Annotated in this window: 20 protein-coding genes; 10 read left to right on the top strand and 10 right to left on the bottom strand. The window is 66.6% G+C overall.

Annotated elements, in window-relative coordinates:
• Window positions 1-73: 73 nt before the first annotated feature.
• Window positions 74-1,303, top strand: a complete 1,230-nt coding sequence (locus ACNFIA_RS03390) for a nucleoside recognition domain-containing protein (RefSeq protein WP_416782867.1) — start codon at window positions 74-76, stop codon at window positions 1,301-1,303.
• Here ACNFIA_RS03390 and ACNFIA_RS03395 read toward each other — a convergent pair.
• Window positions 1,285-1,968 carry a S1C family serine protease gene (locus ACNFIA_RS03395; protein WP_259758273.1) on the bottom strand — a complete coding sequence of 228 codons (684 nt, stop codon included), beginning with the start codon at window positions 1,966-1,968 and terminating at the stop codon, window positions 1,285-1,287. The two genes, ACNFIA_RS03390 and ACNFIA_RS03395, sit on opposite strands and share 19 nt — an antisense overlap.
• Before the next feature lie 427 nt (window positions 1,969-2,395).
• Here ACNFIA_RS03395 and ACNFIA_RS03400 point away from each other — a divergent pair, with 427 nt between their 5' ends.
• Together ACNFIA_RS03400 and ACNFIA_RS03405 are read left to right on the top strand one after the other, a co-directional pair.
• Complete coding sequence (locus ACNFIA_RS03400) at window positions 2,396-3,685, top strand: MFS transporter (protein WP_416782868.1); 1,290 nt, start codon at window positions 2,396-2,398, stop codon at window positions 3,683-3,685.
• Between the two features lie 124 nt (window positions 3,686-3,809).
• On the top strand, window positions 3,810-4,361 hold the full coding sequence (locus tag ACNFIA_RS03405) for a GNAT family N-acetyltransferase (protein WP_259758270.1): 552 nt from the start codon (window positions 3,810-3,812) through the stop codon (window positions 4,359-4,361).
• 23 nt (window positions 4,362-4,384) lie between these two features.
• Here ACNFIA_RS03405 and ACNFIA_RS03410 read toward each other — a convergent pair whose 3' ends face one another.
• Complete coding sequence (locus tag ACNFIA_RS03410) at window positions 4,385-5,758, bottom strand: M16 family metallopeptidase (RefSeq protein WP_416782869.1); 1,374 nt, start codon at window positions 5,756-5,758, stop codon at window positions 4,385-4,387.
• Window positions 5,759-5,966: 208 nt separating this feature from the next.
• On the opposite strand from ACNFIA_RS03410, the gene ACNFIA_RS03415 reads away from it, so the two are divergent.
• On the top strand, window positions 5,967-6,923 hold the full coding sequence (locus tag ACNFIA_RS03415) for an NAD-dependent epimerase/dehydratase family protein (protein WP_416782870.1): 957 nt from the start codon (window positions 5,967-5,969) through the stop codon (window positions 6,921-6,923).
• An 85-nt stretch (window positions 6,924-7,008) separates the two neighbouring features.
• On the opposite strand, the gene ACNFIA_RS03420 is transcribed toward ACNFIA_RS03415, so the two are convergent.
• Window positions 7,009-8,043: an AraC family transcriptional regulator gene (locus ACNFIA_RS03420; protein WP_416782871.1), complete on the bottom strand. Its 1,035-nt coding sequence runs from the start codon at window positions 8,041-8,043 to the stop codon at window positions 7,009-7,011.
• 98 nt (window positions 8,044-8,141) lie between these two features.
• On the bottom strand, window positions 8,142-9,866 hold the full coding sequence (locus ACNFIA_RS03425; protein ID WP_259758266.1) for a Na/Pi cotransporter family protein: 1,725 nt from the start codon (window positions 9,864-9,866) through the stop codon (window positions 8,142-8,144).
• Between the two features lie 338 nt (window positions 9,867-10,204).
• Between ACNFIA_RS03425 and ACNFIA_RS03430 the strand changes: the two genes are divergently transcribed.
• Both ACNFIA_RS03430 and ACNFIA_RS03435 read left to right on the top strand, forming a co-directional pair.
• Window positions 10,205-11,512, top strand: coding sequence for a PQQ-dependent sugar dehydrogenase (locus ACNFIA_RS03430; RefSeq protein WP_416782872.1), 1,308 nt, complete (start codon window positions 10,205-10,207; stop codon window positions 11,510-11,512).
• 17 nt (window positions 11,513-11,529) lie between these two features.
• Window positions 11,530-12,030, top strand: coding sequence for an LEA type 2 family protein (locus ACNFIA_RS03435; protein ID WP_416782873.1), 501 nt, complete (start codon window positions 11,530-11,532; stop codon window positions 12,028-12,030).
• A gap of 71 nt (window positions 12,031-12,101) precedes the next feature.
• Here ACNFIA_RS03435 and ACNFIA_RS03440 read toward each other — a convergent pair whose 3' ends face one another.
• From ACNFIA_RS03440 to ACNFIA_RS03460, 5 genes are all read right to left on the bottom strand, one after another.
• Window positions 12,102-12,860 (bottom strand): TerC family protein, encoded by a 759-nt coding sequence (locus ACNFIA_RS03440; protein ID WP_259758263.1) that lies wholly within the window; start codon window positions 12,858-12,860, stop codon window positions 12,102-12,104.
• A gap of 17 nt (window positions 12,861-12,877) precedes the next feature.
• Entirely contained in the window at window positions 12,878-14,182 is a 1,305-nt protein-coding gene (locus tag ACNFIA_RS03445) for a CitMHS family transporter (protein WP_416782874.1), read from the bottom strand.
• A gap of 586 nt (window positions 14,183-14,768) precedes the next feature.
• Window positions 14,769-15,707, bottom strand: coding sequence for an AEC family transporter (locus ACNFIA_RS03450; protein WP_416783015.1), 939 nt, complete (start codon window positions 15,705-15,707; stop codon window positions 14,769-14,771).
• 115 nt (window positions 15,708-15,822) lie between these two features.
• A complete protein-coding gene (locus tag ACNFIA_RS03455) occupies window positions 15,823-18,213 on the bottom strand; it encodes a carbohydrate-binding family V/XII (RefSeq protein WP_416782875.1) in 2,391 nt (796 codons plus the stop codon).
• Window positions 18,214-18,353: 140 nt separating this feature from the next.
• Window positions 18,354-18,533 (bottom strand): hypothetical protein, encoded by a 180-nt coding sequence (locus ACNFIA_RS03460; RefSeq protein ID WP_259758260.1) that lies wholly within the window; start codon window positions 18,531-18,533, stop codon window positions 18,354-18,356.
• Between ACNFIA_RS03460 and ACNFIA_RS03465 the strand changes: the two genes are divergently transcribed.
• The 4 genes from ACNFIA_RS03465 to ACNFIA_RS03480 all read left to right on the top strand — a co-directional run bounded on the left by ACNFIA_RS03465 (window position 18,532) and on the right by ACNFIA_RS03480 (window position 23,022).
• The gene (locus ACNFIA_RS03465; protein WP_416782876.1) at window positions 18,532-19,506 is read left to right on the top strand and encodes an ABC transporter substrate-binding protein; all 975 of its coding nucleotides are present in this window, start codon (window positions 18,532-18,534) and stop codon (window positions 19,504-19,506) included. The genes ACNFIA_RS03460 and ACNFIA_RS03465 overlap by 2 nt on opposite strands.
• A gap of 55 nt (window positions 19,507-19,561) precedes the next feature.
• Window positions 19,562-20,368, top strand: coding sequence for an ABC transporter permease (locus ACNFIA_RS03470; protein ID WP_259758258.1), 807 nt, complete (start codon window positions 19,562-19,564; stop codon window positions 20,366-20,368).
• On the top strand, window positions 20,356-21,189 hold the full coding sequence (locus tag ACNFIA_RS03475) for an ABC transporter ATP-binding protein (RefSeq protein ID WP_259758257.1): 834 nt from the start codon (window positions 20,356-20,358) through the stop codon (window positions 21,187-21,189). Before ACNFIA_RS03470 ends, ACNFIA_RS03475 begins: the two co-directional genes overlap by 13 nt.
• Window positions 21,190-21,393: 204 nt before the next feature.
• Entirely contained in the window at window positions 21,394-23,022 is a 1,629-nt protein-coding gene (locus tag ACNFIA_RS03480) for a GMC family oxidoreductase (RefSeq protein WP_416782877.1), read from the top strand.
• A 233-nt stretch (window positions 23,023-23,255) separates the two neighbouring features.
• Here ACNFIA_RS03480 and ACNFIA_RS03485 read toward each other — a convergent pair whose 3' ends face one another.
• Complete coding sequence (locus ACNFIA_RS03485) at window positions 23,256-23,726, bottom strand: DUF1348 family protein (RefSeq protein WP_416782878.1); 471 nt, start codon at window positions 23,724-23,726, stop codon at window positions 23,256-23,258.
• Window positions 23,727-23,732: the final 6 nt, after the last annotated feature.

Below are 23,732 nucleotides of genomic sequence, written 5' to 3' on the forward strand. Positions count from 1 at the left end.
CGGGGCCTTGTCGTTTCTGGCGCCCAAGGTGCCCGTGCCGCTATCATCGCGGCCATTCCAAGGGGGACATCGCATGCTCAACGGCCTGTGGCTGGGCTTTTTCATCGTCGCGGCGGTCACCGCGCTTTCCCGCTGGCTGCTGGGTGGCGAGGCCAGCGTCTTCGCCGCCATGGTGGAGAGCCTGTTCGCCATGGCCAAGCTGTCGGTGGAGGTCATGGTGCTGCTGTTCGGCACCCTGACCCTGTGGCTGGGCTTTCTGCGCATCGCCGAAAAAGCCGGCCTGGTGGAAAAACTCGCGGTGCTGCTCGGCCCGCTGTTCCGCCGCCTGATGCCGGAAGTGCCACCCGGCCATCCGGCCATCGGCCTGATCACCCTGAACTTCGCCGCCAACGGCCTGGGCCTGGACAACGCCGCTACTCCAATCGGGCTGAAGGCGATGAAGGCGCTGCAGGAGCTCAACCCCAACAGCACCACCGCGAGCAACGCACAGATCCTCTTCCTGGTGCTCAACGCCTCTTCGCTGACCCTGCTGCCGGTCACCATCTTCATGTACCGCGCGCAGCAGGGCGCGGTGGACCCGACCCTGGTGTTCCTGCCGATCCTGCTGGCCACCAGCGCCTCCACGCTGGTCGGCCTGCTCAGCGTCGCGGTGATGCAGCGCCTGCGCCTGTGGGACCCGGTGGTACTGGCCTATCTGGTTCCCGGCGCGCTGGCGCTGGGCGCCTTCATGGCGCTGCTGGCCGGTCTCTCCGCCACGGCGCTGGCGCAACTGTCGTCGTTGCTGGGCAACCTGACGCTGTTCGGCATCATCCTGCTGTTCCTCGTCGTCGGCTGGCTGAAGAAGGTGCCGGTTTACGAAACCTTCGTCGAGGGCGCCAAGGAAGGTTTCGATGTTGCCAAGAGCCTGCTGCCGTACCTGGTGGCGATGCTCTGCGCGGTCGGCGTGCTGCGTGCCTCCGGGGCGCTGGAAATGGCTCTGGACGGCATTCGCTGGGTGGTCGAAGGTGCCGGCTGGGATACCCGTTTCGTCGATGCGCTGCCCACCGCGCTGGTCAAACCGTTCTCCGGCAGCGCCGCCCGCGCGATGCTGCTGGAGACCATGCAATCCCACGGGGTGGACAGCTTCCCCGCGCTGGTCGCGGCGACGGTGCAGGGCAGCACCGAGACCACCTTCTACGTGCTGGCCGTCTACTTCGGCGCCGTCGGCATCCAGCGCGCGCGCCACGCCGTGGGCTGCGCGCTGTTGGCGGACCTGGCCGGTGTCCTGGCGTCCATCGGCGTGTGCTACTGGTTCTTCGCCTGAAGATTCGCGCCATCGCTGGCCTGGGCGGCCTTGCGCGCCGCCTGTGCCTGGAACAGCAGCCACTCGCGCTGGATCACGCTATAGGGCACGAACACGCTCAGGCGTGACATGCCCGCCAACTCCGGGCGGTTGCTCGGTGGGCGAAACCCCGCCTGGAAGCCGATGTTGATGCCCAGCACGCTGCCGTCGCTGCCGATCAGCGGGCCGCCGGACATGCCCTTGGCCATCGCCGCATCGTGCACGCCATAGCGCTCGCCACTGGCCGAGCCGCCATCGACGAAGGGTACCGGCCAGATCCTGCCCGTCGCGCTCATGGGAATCAGCAAGGTACTGCTGCCCAGCGCGGTCACCGTTTCGCCGGGGCGGAAGTGCCGCCACTGCGGCAGCGCCCCGTCGGCCTTGTGCGCGATGAACAGCAGGTCGCAACCGGTACTGCAGCGGTACGCCTGGTTGCGCAGGAAGGGAGTATGGGCGGCTGTCACGGCGTAATCGGCGTTCCATTGCACGGCCGAGGCCACGATAAAGCCCGGGATCGGCGGACCGGACAACACCGTGAAGTACCGGTCTGTCAGACGCCCATCGGTTTCGGGGGATACCCAGCCGTTGCATCCGGTAAGGAAAATCAGAAGTAAAAACAGGAACGAAATTCCCTGCAGATTTTTCATAAGAAAGCTCTCCCTTTTGCGTCGGAAAAGCTAACGATTAATCTGGGAAAATTCTTATATAAAATTAAGATTATTAATTAAGTAATTTCTGAGGAAGTTATCTTTAAATAAGAAAGTTTCCTACAAATAAATCTGCAGGAAGTTATTTAAAGAGAGAGTCAATACATTGATATAAACAAGCGGATTAATTTGGAGAAATGCGAGGTACTTCGCCAAACCACCATTTCCGATGAACGGTCGCGAAGCTTTCACCAAGCTTTCAATGCCCATGAAATTGGGCCTTTCAGCCATTTTCCGATTGTCGCGGCGCAGCTTTTACACATAGTGTTACAAATCATCCCCTCTCCAGGGCCTGCCTGCTCGTGGAGAGGGGATCAGCGATTTCCCGCCGGGAAATCCCCGTGTATCAGCCCTGAGTGATGTTCTTATGGCCTCGAACAACTCCAAAGCCAAAGCCGTCTTCCGTGTGGTAAGTGGCAACTTCCTCGAGATGTATGACTTCATGGTGTATGGCTTCTATGCCACCGCCATCGCCAAGACCTTCTTCCCCGGCGATGACCCCTTCGCCTCGCTCATGCTGTCGCTGGCGACCTTCGGCGCCGGCTTCCTGATGCGTCCGCTGGGCGCCATCTTCCTCGGCGCCTACATCGACCGCCACGGCCGCCGCCAGGGCCTGATCATCACCCTCGGCCTGATGGCCATGGGCACGCTGCTGATCGCCTTCGTGCCCGGCTACGGGACGCTGGGCGTCGCCGCGCCGCTGCTGGTGCTGCTGGGTCGCCTGTTGCAGGGCTTTTCCGCCGGCGTGGAGCTGGGCGGCGTGTCGGTGTACCTGGCGGAAATCGCCACCCCCGGCAAGCGCGGCTTCTTCGTCAGCTGGCAGTCGGCCAGCCAACAGGTCGCGGTGGTCTTCGCCGGTCTGCTGGGGGTTATCCTCAACCACTGGCTGAGCCCGCAGGACATGGGCGAGTGGGGCTGGCGCGTGCCCTTCTTCGTCGGCTGCCTGATCGTCCCGGCGCTGTTCATCATCCGCCGCTCGCTGGAGGAAACCCCCGAGTTCCAGAAGCGCAAGCATCGCCCCAGCCTGGGCCAGGTGCTGCGCTCCATCGGCGAAAACTTCGGCCTGGTGCTGGCCGGCACCGCCATGGTGGTGATGACCACCGTGTCCTTCTACCTGATCACCGCCTACACCCCGACCTTCGGCAAGAACGAGCTGCACCTGTCGGACTTCGACAGCCTGCTGGTGACCATGTGCGTGGGCCTTTCCAATTTCGTCTGGCTGCCGGTGATGGGCGCCGTGTCCGACCGCATCGGCCGCAAGCCGCTGCTGCTGGCTGCCACCGTGCTGGCGCTGGTCACCGCCTATCCGATGCTGTCCTGGCTGGTGGCCGAGCCCAGCTTCGCCCGCCTGCTGGAAGTGGAACTGTGGCTGTCCTTCCTTTACGGCAGCTACAACGGCGCCATGGTCGTCGCGCTCACCGAGGTCATGCCGGCGGATGTGCGCACCACCGGCTTCTCCCTGGCATACAGCCTGGCGACTGCCACCTTCGGCGGCTTTACCCCGGCGGTGTGCACCTGGCTCATCCACGTCCTCGACAACAAGGCCGCGCCGGGCATCTGGCTCAGCGGCGCGGCGCTGCTCGGCCTGCTGGCCACGCTGGTGCTGTTCCGCAAGGGCGCGCGCATCCGCGCCGGCGCGCTGGTCGGCAGCGCCTGAGGACGGCTGCGACGTTCTGCCCCAGCACGGTTCCGGGTGGCATTGACTTATGTCAGGCCTGCCCGGGGCCGGCAGGAGAAGGATAGGGTCAACCCAATCCCTCTTCGCCAGCGGAGAACGCGTCATGATCACCCACACCACAGCCGAGCTCGCAGCCCTCGGGGCTGTCGGCGCCGATCACTGGATAGAAACCCTCGAAGACGGCAGCCACGTGCTGATCCGCCCGTTGCGCGCGGAAGACCGCGAGCGCGAGCGCCTGTTCCTCGAACGCCTGTCCCCCATGACCCGCAAGTTCCGCTTCCACGGCGAAGTGAAGATCGACGACAAGCTGCTCGATCGCCTGATGGACGTCGACTACCAGACCACCATGGCCTTCATCGCCCTGACCCACGTGGACGGCGAACTGCGCGAAGTCGGCATCAGCCGTTACGCGGCGGTGGACAAACAGCAGTGCGAATGCGCGGTGACCATTGCCGACGAGTTCAAGCAACTGGGCCTGGACGTCGCGCTGATGCGCCACCTGATCGACGTGGCCAAGCGCAATGGCTTCCACCAGATGTATTCGATCGACTCGTCGATGGACCGCGACATGCGCGACATGGCCCGTGAACTGGGCTTCCGCGCCCAGATCGACCCGGACGATTCCTGCCAGGTCATTCGCCGTCTCGCACTCTGACGCCTGAACGGCGGCGGCGGGGTTCAGCCCCGCCGGCGCCGCAGCGCCAGCCCCAGCAGCACCGCCAGCATCAACGCCCCCAGCGCCGCCAGTGGATAGACCATGTCGTCATCCAGCAGCGGCTTCTCGATGCGCAGATACCCCTCATCCTTGAACAGCAGCTTCGCCACCTCGTTGGCGTGGGCCAGGCTGACCTTCGCCAGGCGCTTGTCTTCGTCCGGGAACTTGCCATCGTCGAAATCGGCCAGCGAACCCCAGTAATAATCCGCCAGTGACGAGCTACCCGGCGTGCTCCAAGCCAACTGCGCGCGCGCCACGCGCTGGATGCGGGCGAAACGCTGGGCATCGAGGCCCTCGTGGCGGATCTTCTCCATCAGCTCGCGCAGGGCTTTTTGCGTGACGTCCTGTGCGTCTCGTTCGACATCCGCGTTGAGGCTGATGAAGCCCTGGTTGGCCCAGGCGGTTCGTTCGCTCCAGGGCCCGTACGACAGTTCGCGCCGTACGCGCAGCTCGGTATAGAGCGCATCGTTGAGGTAGGCCTGCAGCAGGTCGAGCGTGGCGCCGTCGGCGTCCGCCGGCTCCGGGAAGATCCAGTGCAGCACCGCGCTCTCGCCGAACAATCCGGTGGTCAGGTTGCGCTGGCGCGCGGCACCGCTCTTCATTTCCGGAAGCTCGCGACGTTCTGGCGTGTCGTGGTCCACCAGGGCGCCATAGGTGCGGTTCAGGTAGATCGGCAGGCGCGGGTCGAGATCGCCGACGATGATCAACGTCATGTTGCTGGGGACGTACCAGTCCTTGCGCAGCTGCTCCAGCTGGGCCTGGGTGAGGTTATCCACAGGCGCGCGCTCGGCGCAGGCCAGGCCCAGTTCCACGGCCAACTGCTCCTGCCCGGCGCGGCTGACGTTCTGGTGGTCCAGCCAGCGCTGCAGGTGCGAATAGTGGCCGCCGTCCTCGCGTACCAGCACCTGCTTGGCGGAGTCGATCTTGCGGGCATCGAGCTGGGTGCGCGTGATGATTTCCAGCAGCAGGTCCAGCACCTGGCGTTGGGTGGCGGCGGGGGCTTCGACGACGAAGGCGGTGTCGCCCTCGCTGGTGTAGGCGTTCCACTGGCCGCCGAGGGACTGCATGCGTGCTTCGAGGTCCGCCTCGTCGCCACCGTCCAGGCCGCTGAAGAATAGATGCTCCATCAGGTGCGGCAGCTGGCGCTCGCGGCAGCTGAAATCGGCGAAGCCGACCCCGACGATCAGCCGGATCGCCACGTGACCCTTTTCGCGGGTGGGCTTGAACAGTACGCCCATGCCGTTCTCCAGCTGGTAGGCCTCGACCGTCTGTCGCTGGTCGGCATGGGACCAGGCGCTGAGCAGAAGGGACAACAGGGGGACGAACAACCAACGCATGAGCGGTGTGCCTGGACGCAAAGCCGTGAGGATAGCGGATTGACCGGCGCGAACCCACCGCGTTCAACCTTTGTCGGGTGGCATCATCGGTCACGGCGGCTGGCTTGCGCGGTCACTGTCGCTGCCCGAGCGCGCCACTACGCTCAGATCATCTACCCTCAGTGGTGGACCCCGTCGTTCGTTCCACGCGGAACGCTCTGGAGGCTGCATGCGTGTCCTGATTACCGGCGCCGCGGGATTTCTCGGGCAGAGCCTGCTCAATGAACTGGCCGTCCAGCACCTGGACTGGACGCTCATTGCCGCCGACATGCAGCGCATCAAGTCGCAGGGCCTGCGGCCGAACATCGAGCCGGTCACCCTCGACCTGAGCGTGGCCGCGCATACGCGGGCCTGCGTGGAGCACTGGAAGCCCGATGCCATCGTCCACCTCGCGGCGGTGGTCAACCCGCCGCGGGAGATGACCCCGCACAAACGCCACCTCATCGAAGTGGGTGGCACCCGGGCGCTGATCGAGGCGGCGCGCGACACCGGCGTCCAGCAACTGATCGTCACCAGTTCGGCGGCGGCCTACGGCTTCCACCGCGACAACGCCGAGTGGATCGACGAATCGCACCCGCTGCGCGGTCATCCACACCTGGTACACGCCCGGTGCAAGCAGGAGATCGAGCAACTGCTGGCCAACGCGCGGGAACGTTATCCACAGCTCAAGCAATTGATACTGCGCCCCGGCACCATCTTGGGCCGGCGTGTGCATAACCCGTTGGCCGAGCTCTTCGCCCGACCCACGCTGGTGGGGGTGCTGGGGCATCGCAGCCGCTTCGTGTTCATCTGGGACCAGGACGTGGTCAACGTGATTCGCCAGGGGCTCGAGCGCGGCAGCGAGGGCATCTACAACCTCGCCGGCGATGGTGCGTTGTCGCTGCGGGAGATCGCCGCGCTGCTCAACAAACCCTATCGTCCCCTGCCGGCAAGCCTGATGCGCGTAGGGCTGGGCCTGCTCAAGCCGCTGGGGCTGTCGCGCTTCGGTCCCGAACAGGTGGATTACCTGCGCTACCGACCCGTGCTGGATAACCGCCGGTTGAAGGAAGAGTTCGGCTACGAGCCGCGCTATTCCAGCCGTGAAGCCTTCCTGGCTTATCTGGCGGCGCGGGGGCCGAACGGCTGACCCCGCCGGTCTGTTGATAACCTGTAGACAAGTCTGTTGAAAAGCCTGTGACCAGCGCTCTGCATTCGCCTTCGGGCGAGCGGCGCTACCGCGCGGTCTGCCGCCGCCGCTGGCGGTACTCGCCGGGTGTCAGCCCCGTCCAGTGGCGGAAGGCGCGGAAGAACACGCTGGGCTCGGAGTACCCGAGCAGGGCGGCGATGTCCGTGGCCGGCAGGTTGCCTTCGCCCAGGTAACGCTCGGCCAATTGCCGGCGCGTATCGGCCAGCAGCTGTTGATAACTGCTGCCTTCCTCCGCCAGCCGGCGTTGCAAGGTGCGTTCGCTCAGGCCCAGCTCGCTGGCCACGGCGGCGCGTCCCGGCTCGCCGCGGGTGAGTTGTTCACCGAGCAGGGCCACGACGCGTCCGCTAATGCTGGCGCTGGGCAGGCGCGCGAGCAGGCCTTCGGCATGCTGGCGCAACAGGTCGCGCAACGGCGGGTTGGCCTGCGGCAGCGGCGCATCGATCAGGGCCCTGGGCAATCCCAGGGCGTAGTCCGGTGCATCGAAGTGCAGCGGGCAACCGAACGCTTTCTCATAGTCCGCGAGGCTGTCCGGCTGGCTGTGGATAAACCGGCATCCCGCCAGTTCAAGACCGTTGAGCAAGGCGCGCAGCTGGCGCGCCCAGAACCCCAGCAGCGCGAGAGCGCGGGCGCGAGTGGCGGGTGGGTCGGGGTTCAGCGGGCGGTAGGTCACCCAGATGATCTCGGCCTGCGCCTCGATGGCCACCTGGCCGCCTTCGCCCACCAGGCGCTGGTAGCGCATGGCCGATTCGAGGGCATCGCCCAGCGTCATGCTCGACTGCAGCAAGAAGCCCAGCGCGCTGAACGAGGCGGGCGATAACGCGCGGCCCATCGCGAGGCCCGGTTCGTCATGCGGCAGGTCGGTCTGGATCGACTGCCACATGCGCTCCTGCAGCGCGAAATCGATGCGCGCGTCCGGGTCGCCGAGCTGGGATTCCTGGATGCCGCTGGCAGCCAGCAGCGCATCACGGTTCAGGCCGAGACGCACAGCCGCCAGCAGGATGGCCTGGGTCAGGCTGGCGCTGACCGAAGGCGGGCGTTGGGGATGAGTGCTTGCTTCCATGGCGGCGGATTCTGCCCGAACCCTGGGCGTCGTGATATCAGGACTTCGCAGGGGCTGACGAGCGCGCCGAGAGAACGCTCTACCAGGCCCTGCGGCCATCAACCCGTCGCGCTGGAGCCGGGCGAAGCCGGCCGCTGGTGATCCTGTACCGCCTCGACCTCGCGCGGGGCGACGTCGTCGTCTTCCACAGGCTCGCCGATTGCCGACGTGCTGGCATCGGGGTTGTCCAGAACAGCATAGGCGATGGCGCAGAACAACGAGTTCAAGCGTTTCATGTCGCTGATCAGGTCCAGGTGCAGCGAGCTGGTCTCGATGCTCTGTACCACCTGCTGGCGCAGGCGGTCGACGTGGGAGTGGGCGAAGCGCCGTTCCTGCAGGCGGAAGCGCTGCTTGGCGCGGCGCAGGCGCCTGGCGCCCTCCTGGTCGCCATTGAGGAACACCGACAGCGACAGGCGCAGGTTCGCCACCAGTTGGCCGTGCAGTACGGTGATTTCCTCCAGGCCGTTGTCGGAGAACGAGCGGCTGCGCGAGGTCTTCTTGTCCTGCACGGCGCCGAGCATGTGCTCGATGATGTCGCCGGCCTGCTCGAGGTTGATCGCCAGCTCGATGATTTCCGCCCAGCGCCGGCTATCCGCCTCGCTCAGGTCCTCGCGCGGCATGCGCGCCAGGTACAGCTTGATCGCGGTGTAGAGGGCGTCGACATCGTCGTCCTGCTTGCGGATCTGCTTGCCCAGCAACGGGTCGCCGCTGTGGATAACCTCCATGAGGTTGTTCAGCATGTGCTCGACGATATCGCCCATGCGCAGGGTTTCGCGCACCGCGTTGACCAGCGCCAGGCTCGGCGTATCCAGCGCGGCCGGGTCCAGGTGGCGCGGGCGCACGGTGTCTTCCGGCGAATGCCGGTCGGGCATGATGCGTGTGCAGAACGCTGCCATCTGTCCGGTCAGCGGCAGGCAGGCGAGGCAGCGGGTGGTGTTGTAGAGCACGTGGAAGGCGATCACCAGCTCGGCGGTGCTGAACTGCCAATGGTCTATCCATGCGGCCAGCGGGCCCACCAGCGGCAGCACCAGGGCGCAGCCGGCCACCTTGAACAGCAGGCTGCCCAGCGCCACGCGGCGGCCGGCGGCGTTCTGCGAGGACGCGCTGATCATCGCCAGGATGCCGCTGCCCAGGTTGGCGCCGACGACCAGGCACAGCGCCACCTTCAGCGAGATCACCTTGGACGCCGCCAGCGTCGCGGTGAGCAGCACGGCGGCCAGGCTGGAATAGGAAATCATCGCGAAGAGGGCGCCGGTCAGGGCGTCCAGCATCACGTCGCCGGTGAGGCTGGAGAACAGCACCTTCACGCCCTTGGCCTGGGTCATCGGCTCGGCCGCGGCGACGATCAGCTGCAGGGCGAGGATGATCAGCCCCAGGCCGATGAACACCCGGCCCAACTGGCCCAGGCGCGATTTCTGCCGACCGAGGAAGAAAATCACCCCGAAGAAGATCAGCAACGGCGACAGCCACGACAGGTCCAGGGTCAGCACCCGCGCCATCAATGCCGTGCCGACATCCGCGCCGAGCATGATCGCCAGCGCGGGCGCCAGGGCCATCAGGCCGGTGGCGACGAAGGAGGTGGCCAGCAGCGCCGTGGCGTTGCTGCTTTGCACCAGGGCGGTGACGCCGATGCCGGCAGCGAAGGCCAGCGGGCGCTTTTCCACGCTGCGGCTGAGGATTTTTCGCAGGTTGCTGCCATACACCCTGAGGATGCCGGTGCGGACGATGTGTGTGCCCCACACCAACAGGGCGACGGCAGAGAGCAGATCGAGCAGTTTGAGCATGTCGGGCCCCCTCGCACTCAAGCGGGCCCGTGGGCGGTGCGTCCGTCGACGGACCCTGTAACGACCTCGCCCGCGGCTCCGTACAGACAGCGCGGAGGGCCGAGAAGGACACGGCAACGCTCAGGCGATTGTCACAAGACTGTCATGGTAGACCCTCGTTCTTCCTTGAGGGTTCGCCAAATCGCTGATTTGCCGGGAATCCTGTCTGTCAGTAAAGCCGATCAGACGTGGACGCGAGAGCCTTTGCGTCGGTTATTTCGCACGGACTCAAGGGAAGGGATGTCTAGACTGCCGTCCGTTTCCTGAAAGAAACTCACTACAGGCCGAGGAGTAGTCCCATGCGATGGTCATCCCCCCTGCTGATCGCACTGGCCCTGGTCGGTTGCGGCGACAAGTCCGCCCTGCCGTTCACCGCCGGCACCGGACCGCAACCGCAGCTGCCGGAACCGCAAAGCAGCCTGCTGCCCACCGTGAATGTCGCGACCGCCACCGGCTGGCCCGTCGACCGGAAGCCGCGCGCCGCGCAAGGGCTGGAGGTGCAGCGCTTCGCCGACAAGCTCGATCACCCGCGCTGGCTGTACGTGCTGCCCAACGGCGACGTGCTGGTGGCGGAGAGCTCGGCACCGCCCAAGGAAAAGTCGGAAGGCCTGAAGGATTGGGTTGCGGGCAAGTTCATGGCCAAGGCTGGCTCCCAGGTGCCCAGCGCCAATCGCATCACCCTGCTGCGCGACGCCGATGGCGACGGGGTACCGGAACAGCGCAGCGTGCTGCTGCAGGGTTTGTTCTCGCCGTTCGGCATGGCCCTTGTGGATAACTGGCTGTACGTGGCCAATGCCGACGCGGTGGTGCGTTTCCCCTACAGGACCGGCGACACTACGATCAGCGCCCCGGCCGAAAAGGTGGTCGACCTGCCGGGCGGGCCGATCAACCATCACTGGACCAAGAACATCCTCGCCAGCCCCGACGGCCGCTACCTCTACGCCACCGTCGGCTCCAACAGCAACGTCGGCGAGAACGGCCTGGACGCCGAGAAGAACCGCGCGGCGATCCTGCAGATCGACCTGTCCAACCGCCACGTGCGCCTGTTCGCCTCCGGCCTGCGCAACCCCAATGGGCTGGGCTGGGAACCCAACAGCGGCGCCCTGTGGACAGCCGTGAACGAGCGCGACGAATTGGGCAACGACCTGGTGCCCGACTACATGACGTCAGTGAAGGACGGCGGTTTCTATGGCTGGCCCTGGAGCTATTACGGCCAGCATGTGGATAAGCGCGTCGACCCGCCCCGCCCGGACCAGGTGGAAAAGGCGCTGGTCCCCGATTACGCCCTGGGCGCGCACACCGCCTCCCTCGGCCTTGCCTTCTATCAGGGCAGCCTGCTGCCGGAGCGTTATCGTGGCGGGGTGTTCATCGGCCAGCACGGCTCGTGGAACCGCAAGCCGCGCAGCGGCTACCAGGTGATCTTCGTGCCCTTCGGCGATGGCAAGCCCAATGGCCAGCCGATCACGGTGCTGGATGGCTTCGTCAACGAGAATGACGAGGCGATGGGGCGACCGGTCGGGGTGGCTGTGGATAAGTTCGGCGGTCTGCTGGTGGCCGACGATGTGGGTAATACGGTGTGGCGGCTGCGGCCCGCCACCGTCAAATGAATGGATAAGGAGAGAGCATGGCGATTGCCCGCCGTATTGCCCTGATGACCCTGCTGCTGGCGCTGGGCGCCTGCAGCAGCCTGTTCGGTACACGCGACCCGCTGCGCATCGATCTGGTCGGCCTGGAGCCGGCCACGGGCCAGGGCATGGAGGCGCGCTTCACGGTGAAGCTGCGGGTGCAGAACCCCAACGACCAGGCCATCGACTACAACGGCATCGCCCTGGACCTGTCGGTCAATGGCCAGCCGCTGGCCAGCGGGGTGAGCGACGCCAGCGGGCAGGTGCCGCGCTTTGGCGAGAAAGTGATCAGCGTGCCGGTGAGCATTTCGGCGTTCTCCGCCTTCCGCCAGGCCTGGGGGCTGTCCGGCGGCGCGCCGCGGCAGGGCATGCCCTACGAGATCAATGGCAAGCTGGCCGGCGGGCTGTTCGGCACCGTGCGCTTCAACGACAAGGGCGTGCTGAACTGGCCGGAGCCGGTCGCCCGCCCTGACGGCGCTGCGGGAAAAAGCCGCCTGTGAATAAACTGGGCTGTGGATAGCCCGGTTTTTCCACGGCCCTGTGGATCACTCCTGTGGACAGCGTGCGCGGCCTATTGGCCCGGGATGTCCTTGCGCAGCTTCACCGGGTCTTCCTTTTTGCCGCGCGCGGTGCGCATGCGGATGTTCAGCGCTTCCACCGCCAGCGAGAAGGCCATGGCGAAGTAGACGTAGCCCTTGGGCACGTGGACTTCGAAGGCCTCGGCGATCAGCACCGTGCCGACCACGATGAGGAACGACAGCGCCAGCATCTTCAGCGACGGGTGCTTGTCGATGAAGTCGCTGATGGCGCCGGCCGCCAGCATCATCACCAGCACCGCGACGACGATGGCCGCGACCATCACCGGCACGTTGGACACCATGCCCACGGCAGTGATCACCGAGTCCAGGGAGAACACGATGTCGATGATGGCGATCTGGATGATGGTGCCGATGAAACCGCCCATCACGCTCTTCGGCTCGCCCTCGGCTTCGTCCTCGCCTTCCAGGCCGTGGTAGATCTCGGTGCTGCTTTTCCACAGGAGGAACAGGCCGCCGAAGAACAGGATCAGGTCGCGGCCGGAAATGCCCTGCTCGAACACGTGGAACAGGTCCGCGGTCAGGCGCATCACCCAGGTGATCGAGAGCAGCAGCAGGATGCGCGTGACCATCGCCAGCGCCAGCCCGAAGAAGCGCGTGCGCGGCTGCATGTGCTTGGGCATGCGGCCGACCAGGATGGAAATCATGATGATGTTGTCGATGCCCAGGACGATCTCCAGGGCAGTCAGGGTGAAGAACGCAATCCAGATTTCAGGGCTGGTCAGCCAATCCATGTGAGCGGTACTCGAAGTCAGTCGTTAAAGAGAGGGAACAGGCCCAGCAGCAGGGCCGCGGCGAGGATCGCCAGGCACACCAGCACGGCCCACTTGAGGGTGAAGCGCTGGTGGTCGCCGAAGTCCACCTTGGCCAGCCCCACCAGCAGGTAGGTGGACGGCACCAGTGGGCTGAGCAGGTGCACCGGCTGGCCGACGATGGAGGCGCGGGCCATTTCCACCGGGGTGATGCCGTACTGCGCGGCGGCCTGGGAGAGTACCGGGAGCACGCCGTAGTAGAAAGCGTCGTTCGACATGAAGAAGGTGAACGGCATGCTCACCAGCGCCGTGATGGACGCCAGGTAGGGCCCCAGTGCTGGCGGAATCACCGCCAACAGGCTTTTCGACATGGCTTCGACCATCCCCGTTCCGGAAAGAATGCCGGTGAAGACGCCGGCGGCGAAGATCAGCGAGACCACCGCCAGGACGTTCTCGGCATGGGCACCGACACGCTTCTTCTGCTCGATGATGCAGGGATAGTTCACGATCATCGCGATACCGAAGGCGATCATGAAGAGAACCGGCATCGGCAGCAGGCCGCCGATCAGGGTGCCCATGAGGATCACCGTGAGCACGGCGTTGAACCACAGCAGCTTCGGCCGGCGGGCGTCGGGATATTGCGACACGCTGACCTCCGCCATGGCTTCGTGGTCGGTGGGCAGGTGCAGCTCGCCCAGGCGCGCGCGCTCGCGTTTGCCGTAGACCCAGGCGAGGGCGAAGATCGCCGCGATGCCGGCGAGCATGGCCGGGATCATCGGCACGAAGATGTCCGCCGGGTCCACGTGCAATGCGCTGGCCGCGCGGGCGGTGGGGCCGCCCCAGGGGGTCATGTTCAGTACGCCGCTGGAGAGCATGATCAGGCACGCCATCAGCAGCGGGCTCATGCCCAGGCGGCTGTACAGCGGCAGCACGGCGGCGACGCAGATCATGTAGGTGGTCGAGCCGTCGCCATCCAGCGAGACGATCATCGCCAGCGCGGCGGTGCCCATCGACACCTTCAGCGGGTCGCCCTTCACCAGGCGCAGGATGCGCCGAACCGCCGGGTCGAACAGCCCGGAGTCGATCATGATGGCGAAGTAGAGAATGGCGAACATCAGCATCACGCCGGTGGGCGCCAGGGTGCGGATGCCGTCCAGCATCATCGGCCCCAGGCCCTTGGCGAAGCCGCCGAGCAGGGCGAAGGCGATCGGGACCAGGATCAGCGCGATCAGCGCCGAGAGCCGCTTGGTCATGATCAGGAACATGAAGGTCGCCACCATGGCGAAGGCGAGGAAAGTCAGCATGGGGATAACTCCGGGTCGGCGCGGGTTCAGCAGCGGCTGTGGATAAGTACGCGCGGTGCGGACGGAGTCGGGGCGGACAGGGACAGGAAGCGGGGCATAGGCGATCACCGATTGTTGTTTTTGTACGCTGCGCGAAGGCAGGTCCGGCCGGGAGGACCGAGGCGGCGATGCTAGGGGGTCAAGCTTTCAACAGGCTTTCGCAGGAATTCCCGCTGATCCGACGGTTTTTGTAGGAGCGGGCCATGCCCGCGATCCGGATGCAGGCCAGCGGCATGACCGGCGTTCGCGGGCGCGGCCCGCTCCTACAGGTCCGTGCGATTCCGGCAGCTTGTGTAGGAGCGGACTCCGTCCGCGATGGCTTCCGGCGCGTTGCGGACCTGTGGCGGACAAAGTCCGCTCCTGCGAGATATCTCTGCGCTCGGGCTGGCCCTCACCCTAACCCTCTCCCGGGGGGAGAGGGGACCGTTCGCGCAGGATGAAACCTCGGCGTCAGGCGGCTCGGGCCGCTACCTCTCCCTGAGGGTGAGGGGGATGCATCGGCACGGACTCCCGGAAGAAGGCCGTTGCTCCTACGCGCCGTCTTTCTTCAGGCGGAGGCCTGAATCAGCCCCATCACCAGCAGCAGGCTGGCGCCGGCCAGCAGCGTCTGCAGGGTGATGATCCCCGCCATCAGGCCGCTTTCGCCGCCCAGCTGGCGGGTCAGCACGTAGGCGGTCGGGGCGGTGGGCAGGGCGAAGAACATCACCAGCAACGCGCTCTCCAGCGTCGGCAGGGCCAGCAGACGGGCGATGGCGAAGGCCAGTAATGGCATGGCCAGCAGGCGGATCGCGCAGTTCCAGCCCAGCGCCGAGGCTTCCGCGCGCAGCTCCTGCGGCTGCAGCGCTGCGCCCACGCACAGCAGGCCCAGCGGCAGGCTGGCCACGGCGAGCAGGTTGAACAGCCGGTCGCTGCCGCCGGGCAGGCCGATGCCCGTGACGTTGAGCAGCGCGCCCGCCACGCAGGCGAGGATCAGCGGGTTCTTCACGATGGGAAGCAGCAGCGAGTGCAGGCTGATGCCCCGTTCGGCGGTCAGCGCCCACACCGACATCACGTTCACCGTCGGCACCATCAGCGCCAGCATCAGCGCCGCCAGGGTCAGCCCCGGCTTGCCGTACAGGCTGCCAACGGCGGCGAGCCCCAGGTACGTATTGAAACGCAGCACGCCCTGGGCGATCGCACCGAAGCGCGCGGCATTCCAGCCGCGCAGGCGCTTGACCAGCAGCAGGGCGACCCAGGCGATGCCCAGGCCCAGCACCACCGCCAGCGCCTGCCGGGCCAGGCCGGGATCGTTCAGCGGGGCGCTGGCCAGGCTGCTGGCGAGCAGCGCGGGGAACAGGATGAAGTAGTTGAGCCGCTCCGCCGCCGGCCAGAAGGCCTCGCCGGGGAAACCTTTGCGGCGCAGCACGAAGCCGCCGACGATCAGCGCGAACAACGGCCAGAGGGCCTGGAACAGAGCGGTCACGGCGACCCCGCGATAGTGGTTGATCGGGGCATCTTGCCGAGGGCGCGCGGGGAAGGGCAAGGCGTGTGGATAAGTTTCTCAACCGACCAGCGGAGGTTTTCCACAGCCGCAGGAGTTGTGGAAAACCTTGCCCACAGGGTCAGCGCCGCAAGCCGCCGCCAAAATGACCACCGCCGAAATGCCCGCCACCGAAGCCGCCGCCGCCCCATTGCCGCTGGGTCTGGTGGAAGCGCTGCTGGCCGAGCTGGCGGGACTGGTACTGCTGCTCCAGCTGGTTACGGACGTTGCTCTGGTTGGGCTGCACCGGTTGCCAGCCGTTGTCGGTGTGCTGTTGCCAGCCGCTGTCGGTGTGCTGGTAGACGTTGCCGTCATGCCCGGCGTAGACGTCGCCGTTCTTCCAGGCCACGGCGTTGCCGGTGCGGCGGTTGTAGGAGACACCGCGGCTGTCGTGGTCGTAGCTGCCGCGGCCGTCGTCCACGTCGCCGGACACGCCGCGTTCGGCCACGGTGGTGCGGCCGGTCTGGGCGTTGTGGGTGGCGACCTGGCGGCCGGCGACGAAGTCACCGCTGTCGGTGTGGGCCGCCACGCCGCTGCGGCCGGCCCCGGAAATGCCGGTGGAGGCATTGGCGAACGAGCCGCGCCGGCCGGCGGCGGCGTTCTCGCTGTAGGGGTTGAACGCCGCGCCCTGCGCGCCCTGGAAGTGCGTGCCGGTGCGGGGGTTGTAGCCTACCGCCGAGCTGCCCTGCCATTGGGTGCCGGTCCAGCCGTTGTAGCCATAGGCGTGGCTGACCGTGCCCTGGCCCCAGCGGCCGTAGAAGTTCGCCTGGTTGATGTTGGCGTAGCTCCAGCCGCCGTGCGGATAGGGGCCCCAGTACGGCCCCCAGTAGGGTTCCGGCGAGCCCCACCAGGCCCCCGCCGCGTAGCCGAAGGCGAAGCCGGTCAGCGCGCCCACGGCGAAGCCCGCGCCGTAGCCGTAGGTGGGCGGATAACCGTAGTAGACGGTCTGGCTGACGTAGGCGGGGTAGGTATAGCCGGTGCCGTAGACCACCGTGCCGCTGCTGTTGACCACCACGCCGAGATAGCCGGGCGTGTAGCCCACCACCACGGTCTGCGGGGTGACCGAGTAGATGTGCACGTAGGTCACGTAGTACACCGGCGAGCTGGGCGGAATGCCGTAGATCGCCGCCGGCACTTCGGTCGCCACCTGCCACGGCCCGGTGGGGCTGGGCGCAACGAACCAGACGCCGTTGGTGACGGCGTAGAACTGGTTGGCCGCCACCTCGATCACCGGCGTCGGGGTGTTCACCGCGTACTGCAGGCTGGTGCCGCTGATGGGCTGGAAGCTCGGCGCGCCGTCGTAGCTGACGCTCATGGTCGCCTTGCTGCGCGAGACCGCCGCCGTCTGCGGGATGCTCGCGGCGATGGCCGCTTCCTTGGCCTGCGGCGTGCCGGGCACCGACACCAGTACGTTGGCTTTCGGGTCCTTGGGCGAGATCTTCGCAAAATCGGCGGGCAGGTCCTTGCCGTCGACGTACTGCCACGGGCCCTGCTCGCCGGGGCCGCTGAACCAGCGGCCGGACACCAGCACGTACCAGGTGTTGTGGGTCGGGTCGACGAACACCGCATGGTCGGCGTTCTGCATCGTCAGCAGGGCGACGCCGTCCACCGGCTGCATCTGCGCGGTGCCGTCGCTGACGATCAGCTCGGTGGGCCGGGTCGCCACCAGGATGGCCGGAGCCTTGCCCGGCGCCTTGCCGCTCTTGGGCAGCAGGGCGTCCACCGGGCCGGCCTTTTCCGCCACCTGCTCGGCGTGCAGCAGCGCCTTGGGCGGCTTGCTCAGCACCAGCCAGCTGCCATCCAGGGCTTGCGCCGTGTACCAGTTGCCGGCGGCGTTGAGGTAGTGGTTGCCCTGGGCGTCACGCAGGATCAGTACGCGGCTGTTGAGCACGCGCTGGAAGTCGCTGCTGGGCAGCGCCTGCCAGTTCGGCTGGCCGTCGATCATCACCAGCACGGTCGGCGTCGCGGCGAAGACGATCTGCGGTGGGTCGTTCTTCACCTCCACGTGGCGCAGCTGGTCCAGTTGCTGGTTCACCGCGTAGCTGGCCTGCAGTTCATCGAGGGAGACGGTCAGGCCGTCCTTGGGCAGCCGTGCCACCAGGGCATCGCGTACCGTACTGGCACTGTCCGGAGCGGTCGGCACGTCCACCTTGTCGATGCGCAGGTCGGTGAGCTGCACCAGCCCGGTGGCCTTGTCGATGGCGGCGGCGGCGGAGAACTGCGCCACGCCGTAGGTGGGCGCGCCGTTCGCCGGGCCCACGGCGATGGCCGCGCGGCCGCTCATGCGCGTGCCGTCCCAGCCCTCGATCTGCGGCTGGAAGATCTGCACGTGTTGCTCGCCCAGGGCGAAGTCCCGCGGCCACTTCAGTTCGGTGGGGGCGGGGCCCTGCGGATCAGCGGCAAAAGCGGGAGCGGGGTGCAGCGACAGCCCGACGGCAAGCGCCAGGGCGGTAAGAATCGGGCGTAGGACCATGCTGGAAAACTTCCTTGAGAAGAGCTGCGATCAACGATAGTGCAGCGCGGACCAACCCGCGCGGGCGCGCGCTATTCCCTGCGCCAGACTGGTGCAATTTCGCCCGCAAGGCAGCTTTTTCTTATGGCGCAACGACATATTTAATAATTTTCCGAGCCTCCCGCTTCGGCCACCATCGGTCCGTCAGACATGGTGCGAGACAAAGCCTTCAGACGCTGGGCCATAGAGCCCGATGCCGCCCCTGTCCCGGTTTTACCGGCCTCCTGGCCACTGCCGCAGTACATCAACAAAAAAGCCAAACGGCTGTGGGAGTGCTTCATGATCAAGTCCTTGCTCGTGCGTTCCATCGCGTGTCCCGCCCTGGCTCTCGCCGCCGTCTCTGGCGCCCAGGCCGGCACCCTGTCCATCGGCCACACCACCTGGGTCGGCTACGGCACCCTGTACCTCGCCCGTGACCTGGGCTACTTCAAGGAGCAGGGCCTGGACCTGCAGCTGACCACCATCGAGGAAGCCTCGATGTACATGGCGGCCCAGGCGTCCGGCCAGCTCTCCGGCTCCGCCTCCACCATCGACGAAATCCTCAAGTACCGGCCCAAGTTCTGCTTCAAGGCCGTGGCCGCGCTGGACGACAGCCATGGCGGAGACGGCGTGCTGGTGGGCAAGGACGTCACCTCCCTGGCCCAGCTCAAGGGCCAGGAAGTGGCGGTGAACGAGGGCTCCGTCTCGCAGTTCTGGCTGTCCTACCTGCTCAAGCACGCCGGCATGAGCATGGCCGACATCAAGGTGCAGAACATGACCGCCGATGACGCCGCCAGCGCCTTCATCGCCGGCCGCGTGCCCGCCGCCGTGACCTGGGAGCCGCACCTCTCGCTGGTGCGCGAGAAGCAGCAGGGCAAGGTGCTGGTGGACAGCTCCACCACCCCCGGCGTGATCGTCGACGTGGTCGCCCTCAACTGCGACGTGATCGAGAAGCAGCCCGAGGACGTGAAGGCCCTGGTCAACGGCCTGTACAAGGCCGTGCAGTACACCCAGGAACACCCGGACGAGGCCTACGCGATCATGGCCAAGGGCGTCGGTGGCTACCTCGCCGATCCCAAGGCCCTGGCCGACGCCGCCAAGGGCGTGCGCTTCTACGACAAGGCGATGAGCGAGCAACTGGTGGGCACGCCAGGCAAGCCCGGCGACATCAAGGGCCTGATCCGCCTCGCCAACGAGACCTGGAGCGGCCTGCAGGGCAAGCGCCTGGAGGTCAGCTACGACGACCTGGTCGACCCGCGCTTCGTCTCCCAGTAACCATCTCTCTTGTCCCCGCGGGCGGCCCGGCGCCGCTCGCCTGGAGGAATTCGCGATGCCTCGTCGTTCGCAATCCTGGCTCAGCCGTTGCCTGACGCCCAAGGTCGACCTGCCATTGAAGCTGGTCTGGTCCGCCGGCACCTTGTGCTGGCTCCTCGTGTTCGGCCTGTGGGCCGGGCTTTCCTATGGCGGCGTGGTGCCGGCGATGTTCCTGCCCACCCCCGACGCGGTGCTGGCCGCCGGCCTGCGCCTGGCCAGCGACGGCACCCTCGCCACCCACGTGATGGCCAGCGTCAAGGTGGTGATGATCGGCTTCCTCGTCTCCTCGCTGGTGGCGGTGCCGCTGGGCCTGCTGATGGGCAGCTTCCGCATCGTCCAGGCCTTCCTCGAGCCGCTGGTGAACTTCATCCGCTACCTGCCGGTGACCTCCTTCGTGCCGCTGTTCATCCTGTGGATCGGCATCGGCCTGGAACAGCGCGTCACCGTGATCATCTTCGGCGTGTTCTTCCAGCAGCTGGTGATGATCGCCGACGTCTCCCGCGGCGTCGCCAAGGACCTGGTGAACGCCTCCTACACCCTGGGCTGCAACCGCCGCGACGTGGTTCTCCACGTGCTCGGCCCGGCCTCGCTGCCCGGCGTGCTCGACACCCTGCGCGTGACCATGGGCTGGGCCTGGACGTACCTGGTGGTCGCCGAACTGGTCGCCGCCTCCAGCGGCCTGGGCTACATCAGCCTCAAGGCCATGCGCGGCTTCCAGGTCGACGTGATCTTCCTGGCGATCGCCATCATCGGTCTGCTGGGCTTGATCACCGACCAACTCTTCCGATTCATCCGACTGAAGGTGGCGTCATGGGCGCAGTAGCGATCAAGCAGGAAGAACCCGCCGTGACCGGCCAGCAACCTGCCAACCCGGCCCGCCTGCGGGTGGAGAATGTCAGCCTGCGCTACCGCACGCCGGACGGCGGCACCTTCAGCGCGCTGGAGAATGTCTCCTTCGAGGTGCCGGACCAGCAGTTCGCGGTGATCGTCGGGCCCTCGGGCTGCGGCAAGTCGAGCCTGCTGTACCTCACTGCCGGGCTGTCCGAACCCACCGAGGGCGACATCTACGTCGGCGGCCAGCTGGTGGACGGCCCCGGCGCCGACCGCGGCATGGTGTTCCAGAGCTACACCCTGTTCCCCTGGCTCACCGTGCGCCAGAACGTCGAGTTCGGCTTGAAACGCCGCGGCATGCCGGCGGCCGAGCGCCGCGAGATCGTCGATCACTACCTCGACGAAGTCGGCCTGCGTCGCTTCGAGAACAACTATCCCAAGCAGCTCTCCGGCGGAATGATGCAGCGCGTGGCGATTGCCCGCGCACTGGCCAACGACCCGCAGATCCTGCTGATGGACGAGCCCTTCGGCGCGCTCGACAGCCAGACCCGCATGCAGATGCAGCAACTGCTGCTGCGCGTGTGGGACCACAGCAAGAAGACCGTGGTTTTCGTCACCCACGACATCGACGAGGCCATCCTGCTGGGCGACCGCGTCTACGTCATGGGCGCACGCCCGGGGCGCATCAAGCGCATCCTCGACGTGCCCATCGAGCGCCCGCGCTCGCTGGACATGGTCATGGACCGCCCGTTCATCGAGATGAAGCGCGAGATCCTCGGGCTGCTGCACGACGATCTGGAAGAGGCTCATTGAGCCCCCCTACGGAGCCCGGTTATTGCTGTAGTTAGCCGGCGAGCGCGGTGCTTTTCGTAGGAGCGAGCTTGCTCGCGAACCGCCCAACGCCCGACCTGCGGGTGAGTTTGTTCGCGAGCAAGCTCGCTCCTACAGGTTGGGTGTTGTGGCGGTGTGTGAGCTTGCCCCTCAACCCATTCACGCCACACTCCAAAGGGAGCCCCCATGTCCCCCTCCAACGACTCCACCTACGACTACCTCATCGTCGGTGCCGGTTCCGCCGGCTGCGTGCTGGCCAACCGGCTGAGCGCTGACCCCTCCGTGCGCGTCTGCCTGCTGGAGGCCGGCGGCAGCGACGCCAGCCCCCGCGTGCAGACCCCGGCCGGCACCATCACGCTGTACAAGAGCAAGGTGTTCAGCTGGAACTTCTACTCCGCACCGCAGAAGCGCCTGAACAACCGCTCGCTGCATTGCCCGCGGGGCAAGGCCCTGGGCGGCTCCAGCTCGATGAACAGCATGATCTACATCCGCGGCCATGCGTCCGACTACGACCGCTGGGAAGCCGAGGGCTGCACCGGCTGGGGCTGGAAGGACGTGCTGCCGTACTTCAAGAAATCCGAACGCAACCTGCTCGGCCAGGACCCGGCGCTGCACGGCACCCTGGGCGAACTGGTGGTGGACAAGCCGCGCGACCCCAACCCGCTGTCGCAGCTGTTCATCCAGGCCGCCGCGCACCTGGGCCTGCGCCGCAACGATGACTTCAATGGCCGCGAGTTCGAGGGCGTCGGCATCTACAACGTGACCCAGAAGGACGCCAGGCGCCTGAGCAGCTACCGCGCCTTCGTCGCCCCGCTGCAGCGTCCCAACCTCAGTGTGCTGACCGATCGCCAGGTGGGCCGCCTGTTGCTCGACGGCGATCGCGTGACGGGCATCGAGCTGCGCAATGGCGAACGCCTGCTGGCGCGCCGCGAGGTGATCCTCAGCGCAGGCGCCCTCGGCTCGCCGCAGATCCTGCTGGCCTCCGGCATCGGCCCGGCGGCCGAGCTGGAGGCCGCCGGCATCCCGGTGCGACACGACCTGCCCGGCGTGGGCAAGAACCTCCAGGACCACCTCGACGGCCTGGTCACCGTGCGCTCGCCGAGCCCGCTGAGCCTGGGCTTCTCCCTCGGCTCGCTACCGCAGATCCTGCTCTCGCCGTTCAAGTACCTGCTGGCGAAGAAGGGCTGGCTGACCACCAACTACGTCGAGGCCGGCGGCTTTGCCCGCACGCCCCTGGCGGACGGGCTGGCCGACGTGCAGTTCCACTTCGTGCCCGGCTACCGCAGCCACCGGGGCCGCCTGTTCGAATGGGGCCATGGCTACGCCGTGCACACCTGCGTGCTGCGGCCCAAAAGCATCGGCGAGCTGCGGGTGAAGCCCGGTGGCGACATCGAGATCGACTACAACTTCCTCGCCAACGAGGAAGACGGCCGCGTGCTGGTGGAGGGCGTGAAGCTGGCCCGCAAGATCCTCGCCCAGCCGGAGTTCGACCGCATCAGGGGGGCCGAAATGCTCCCCGGCCCGCAGGTGCAGACCGACGAGCAACTGCTGGAGCACCTGCGCGACTATGCCGCCACGGTGTTCCACCCCGTGGGCACCTGCAAGATGGGCGAAGACCCGCAGGCAGTGGTCGATTTGCGCCTGCGCGTGCACGGCCTGAAGGGCCTTCGGGTGGTGGATGCGTCGATCATGCCGACGCTGATCAGCGGCAACACCAACGCGCCCTGCATCATGCTCGGCGAGCGCGCGGCGGCGATGATCCTCGAAGAGCGCCACACGGCGACTGCCGCGCCCGCCCAGGCGGTGCCGGCCTGACCCCGAGGGCGCCCTGCGGGCGCCTTTCGCGGACAAGGTCCGCTCCTACGGGAGCGCCGTGCGAGCCGGCTCAATGCGGCGGATAACGCTGGCGCCCTACGGGGTGGGCGCCGCGGTTGCCCGTCGCGTAGGAGCGGACTTTGTCCGCGATGTGCAACAGGCCAGTTCCGAGCTGCCGGTAATCTATCGCGGACGAAGTCCGCTCCTACGACAGCTCATCTGTGGATAAACCTCTACAGCCCCAGCTCGCTCAGCGACGGGTGATCGTCCGGTCGGCGGCCTTGCGGCCAGTGGAACAGGCGCTCGTCCTCGCTGATTGGGAGGTCGTTGATGCAGGCGTGGCGCTCGAACATAAGGCCGTTCTCATCGAAGGCCCAGTTCTCGTTGCCGTAGGAGCGGAACCAGTTGCCCGAGTCGTCGTGCCACTCGTAGGCGAAGCGCACGGCGATGCGATTGTCGGTAAAGGCCCAGAGTTCCTTGATCAGCCGGTACTGCTGTTCGCGCACCCACTTGCCGGTGAGGAACTGGACGATCCGCTCGCGACCCTGGACGAAGGTCGCGCGGTTGCGCCAGCGGCTGTCCGGCGTGTAGGCCAGCGACACGCGGTGCGGATCGCGGCTGTTCCAGCCATCCTCGGCGAGGCGGACTTTCTGGATCGCGGTTTCGCGGGTGAACGGCGGCAGGGGGGGACGGGCTTCGCTCATGGTGGT

It is taken from the genome of Pseudomonas sp. NY15437 (assembly GCF_048068435.1).
Classification (GTDB): domain Bacteria; phylum Pseudomonadota; class Gammaproteobacteria; order Pseudomonadales; family Pseudomonadaceae; genus Pseudomonas; species Pseudomonas nitroreducens_B.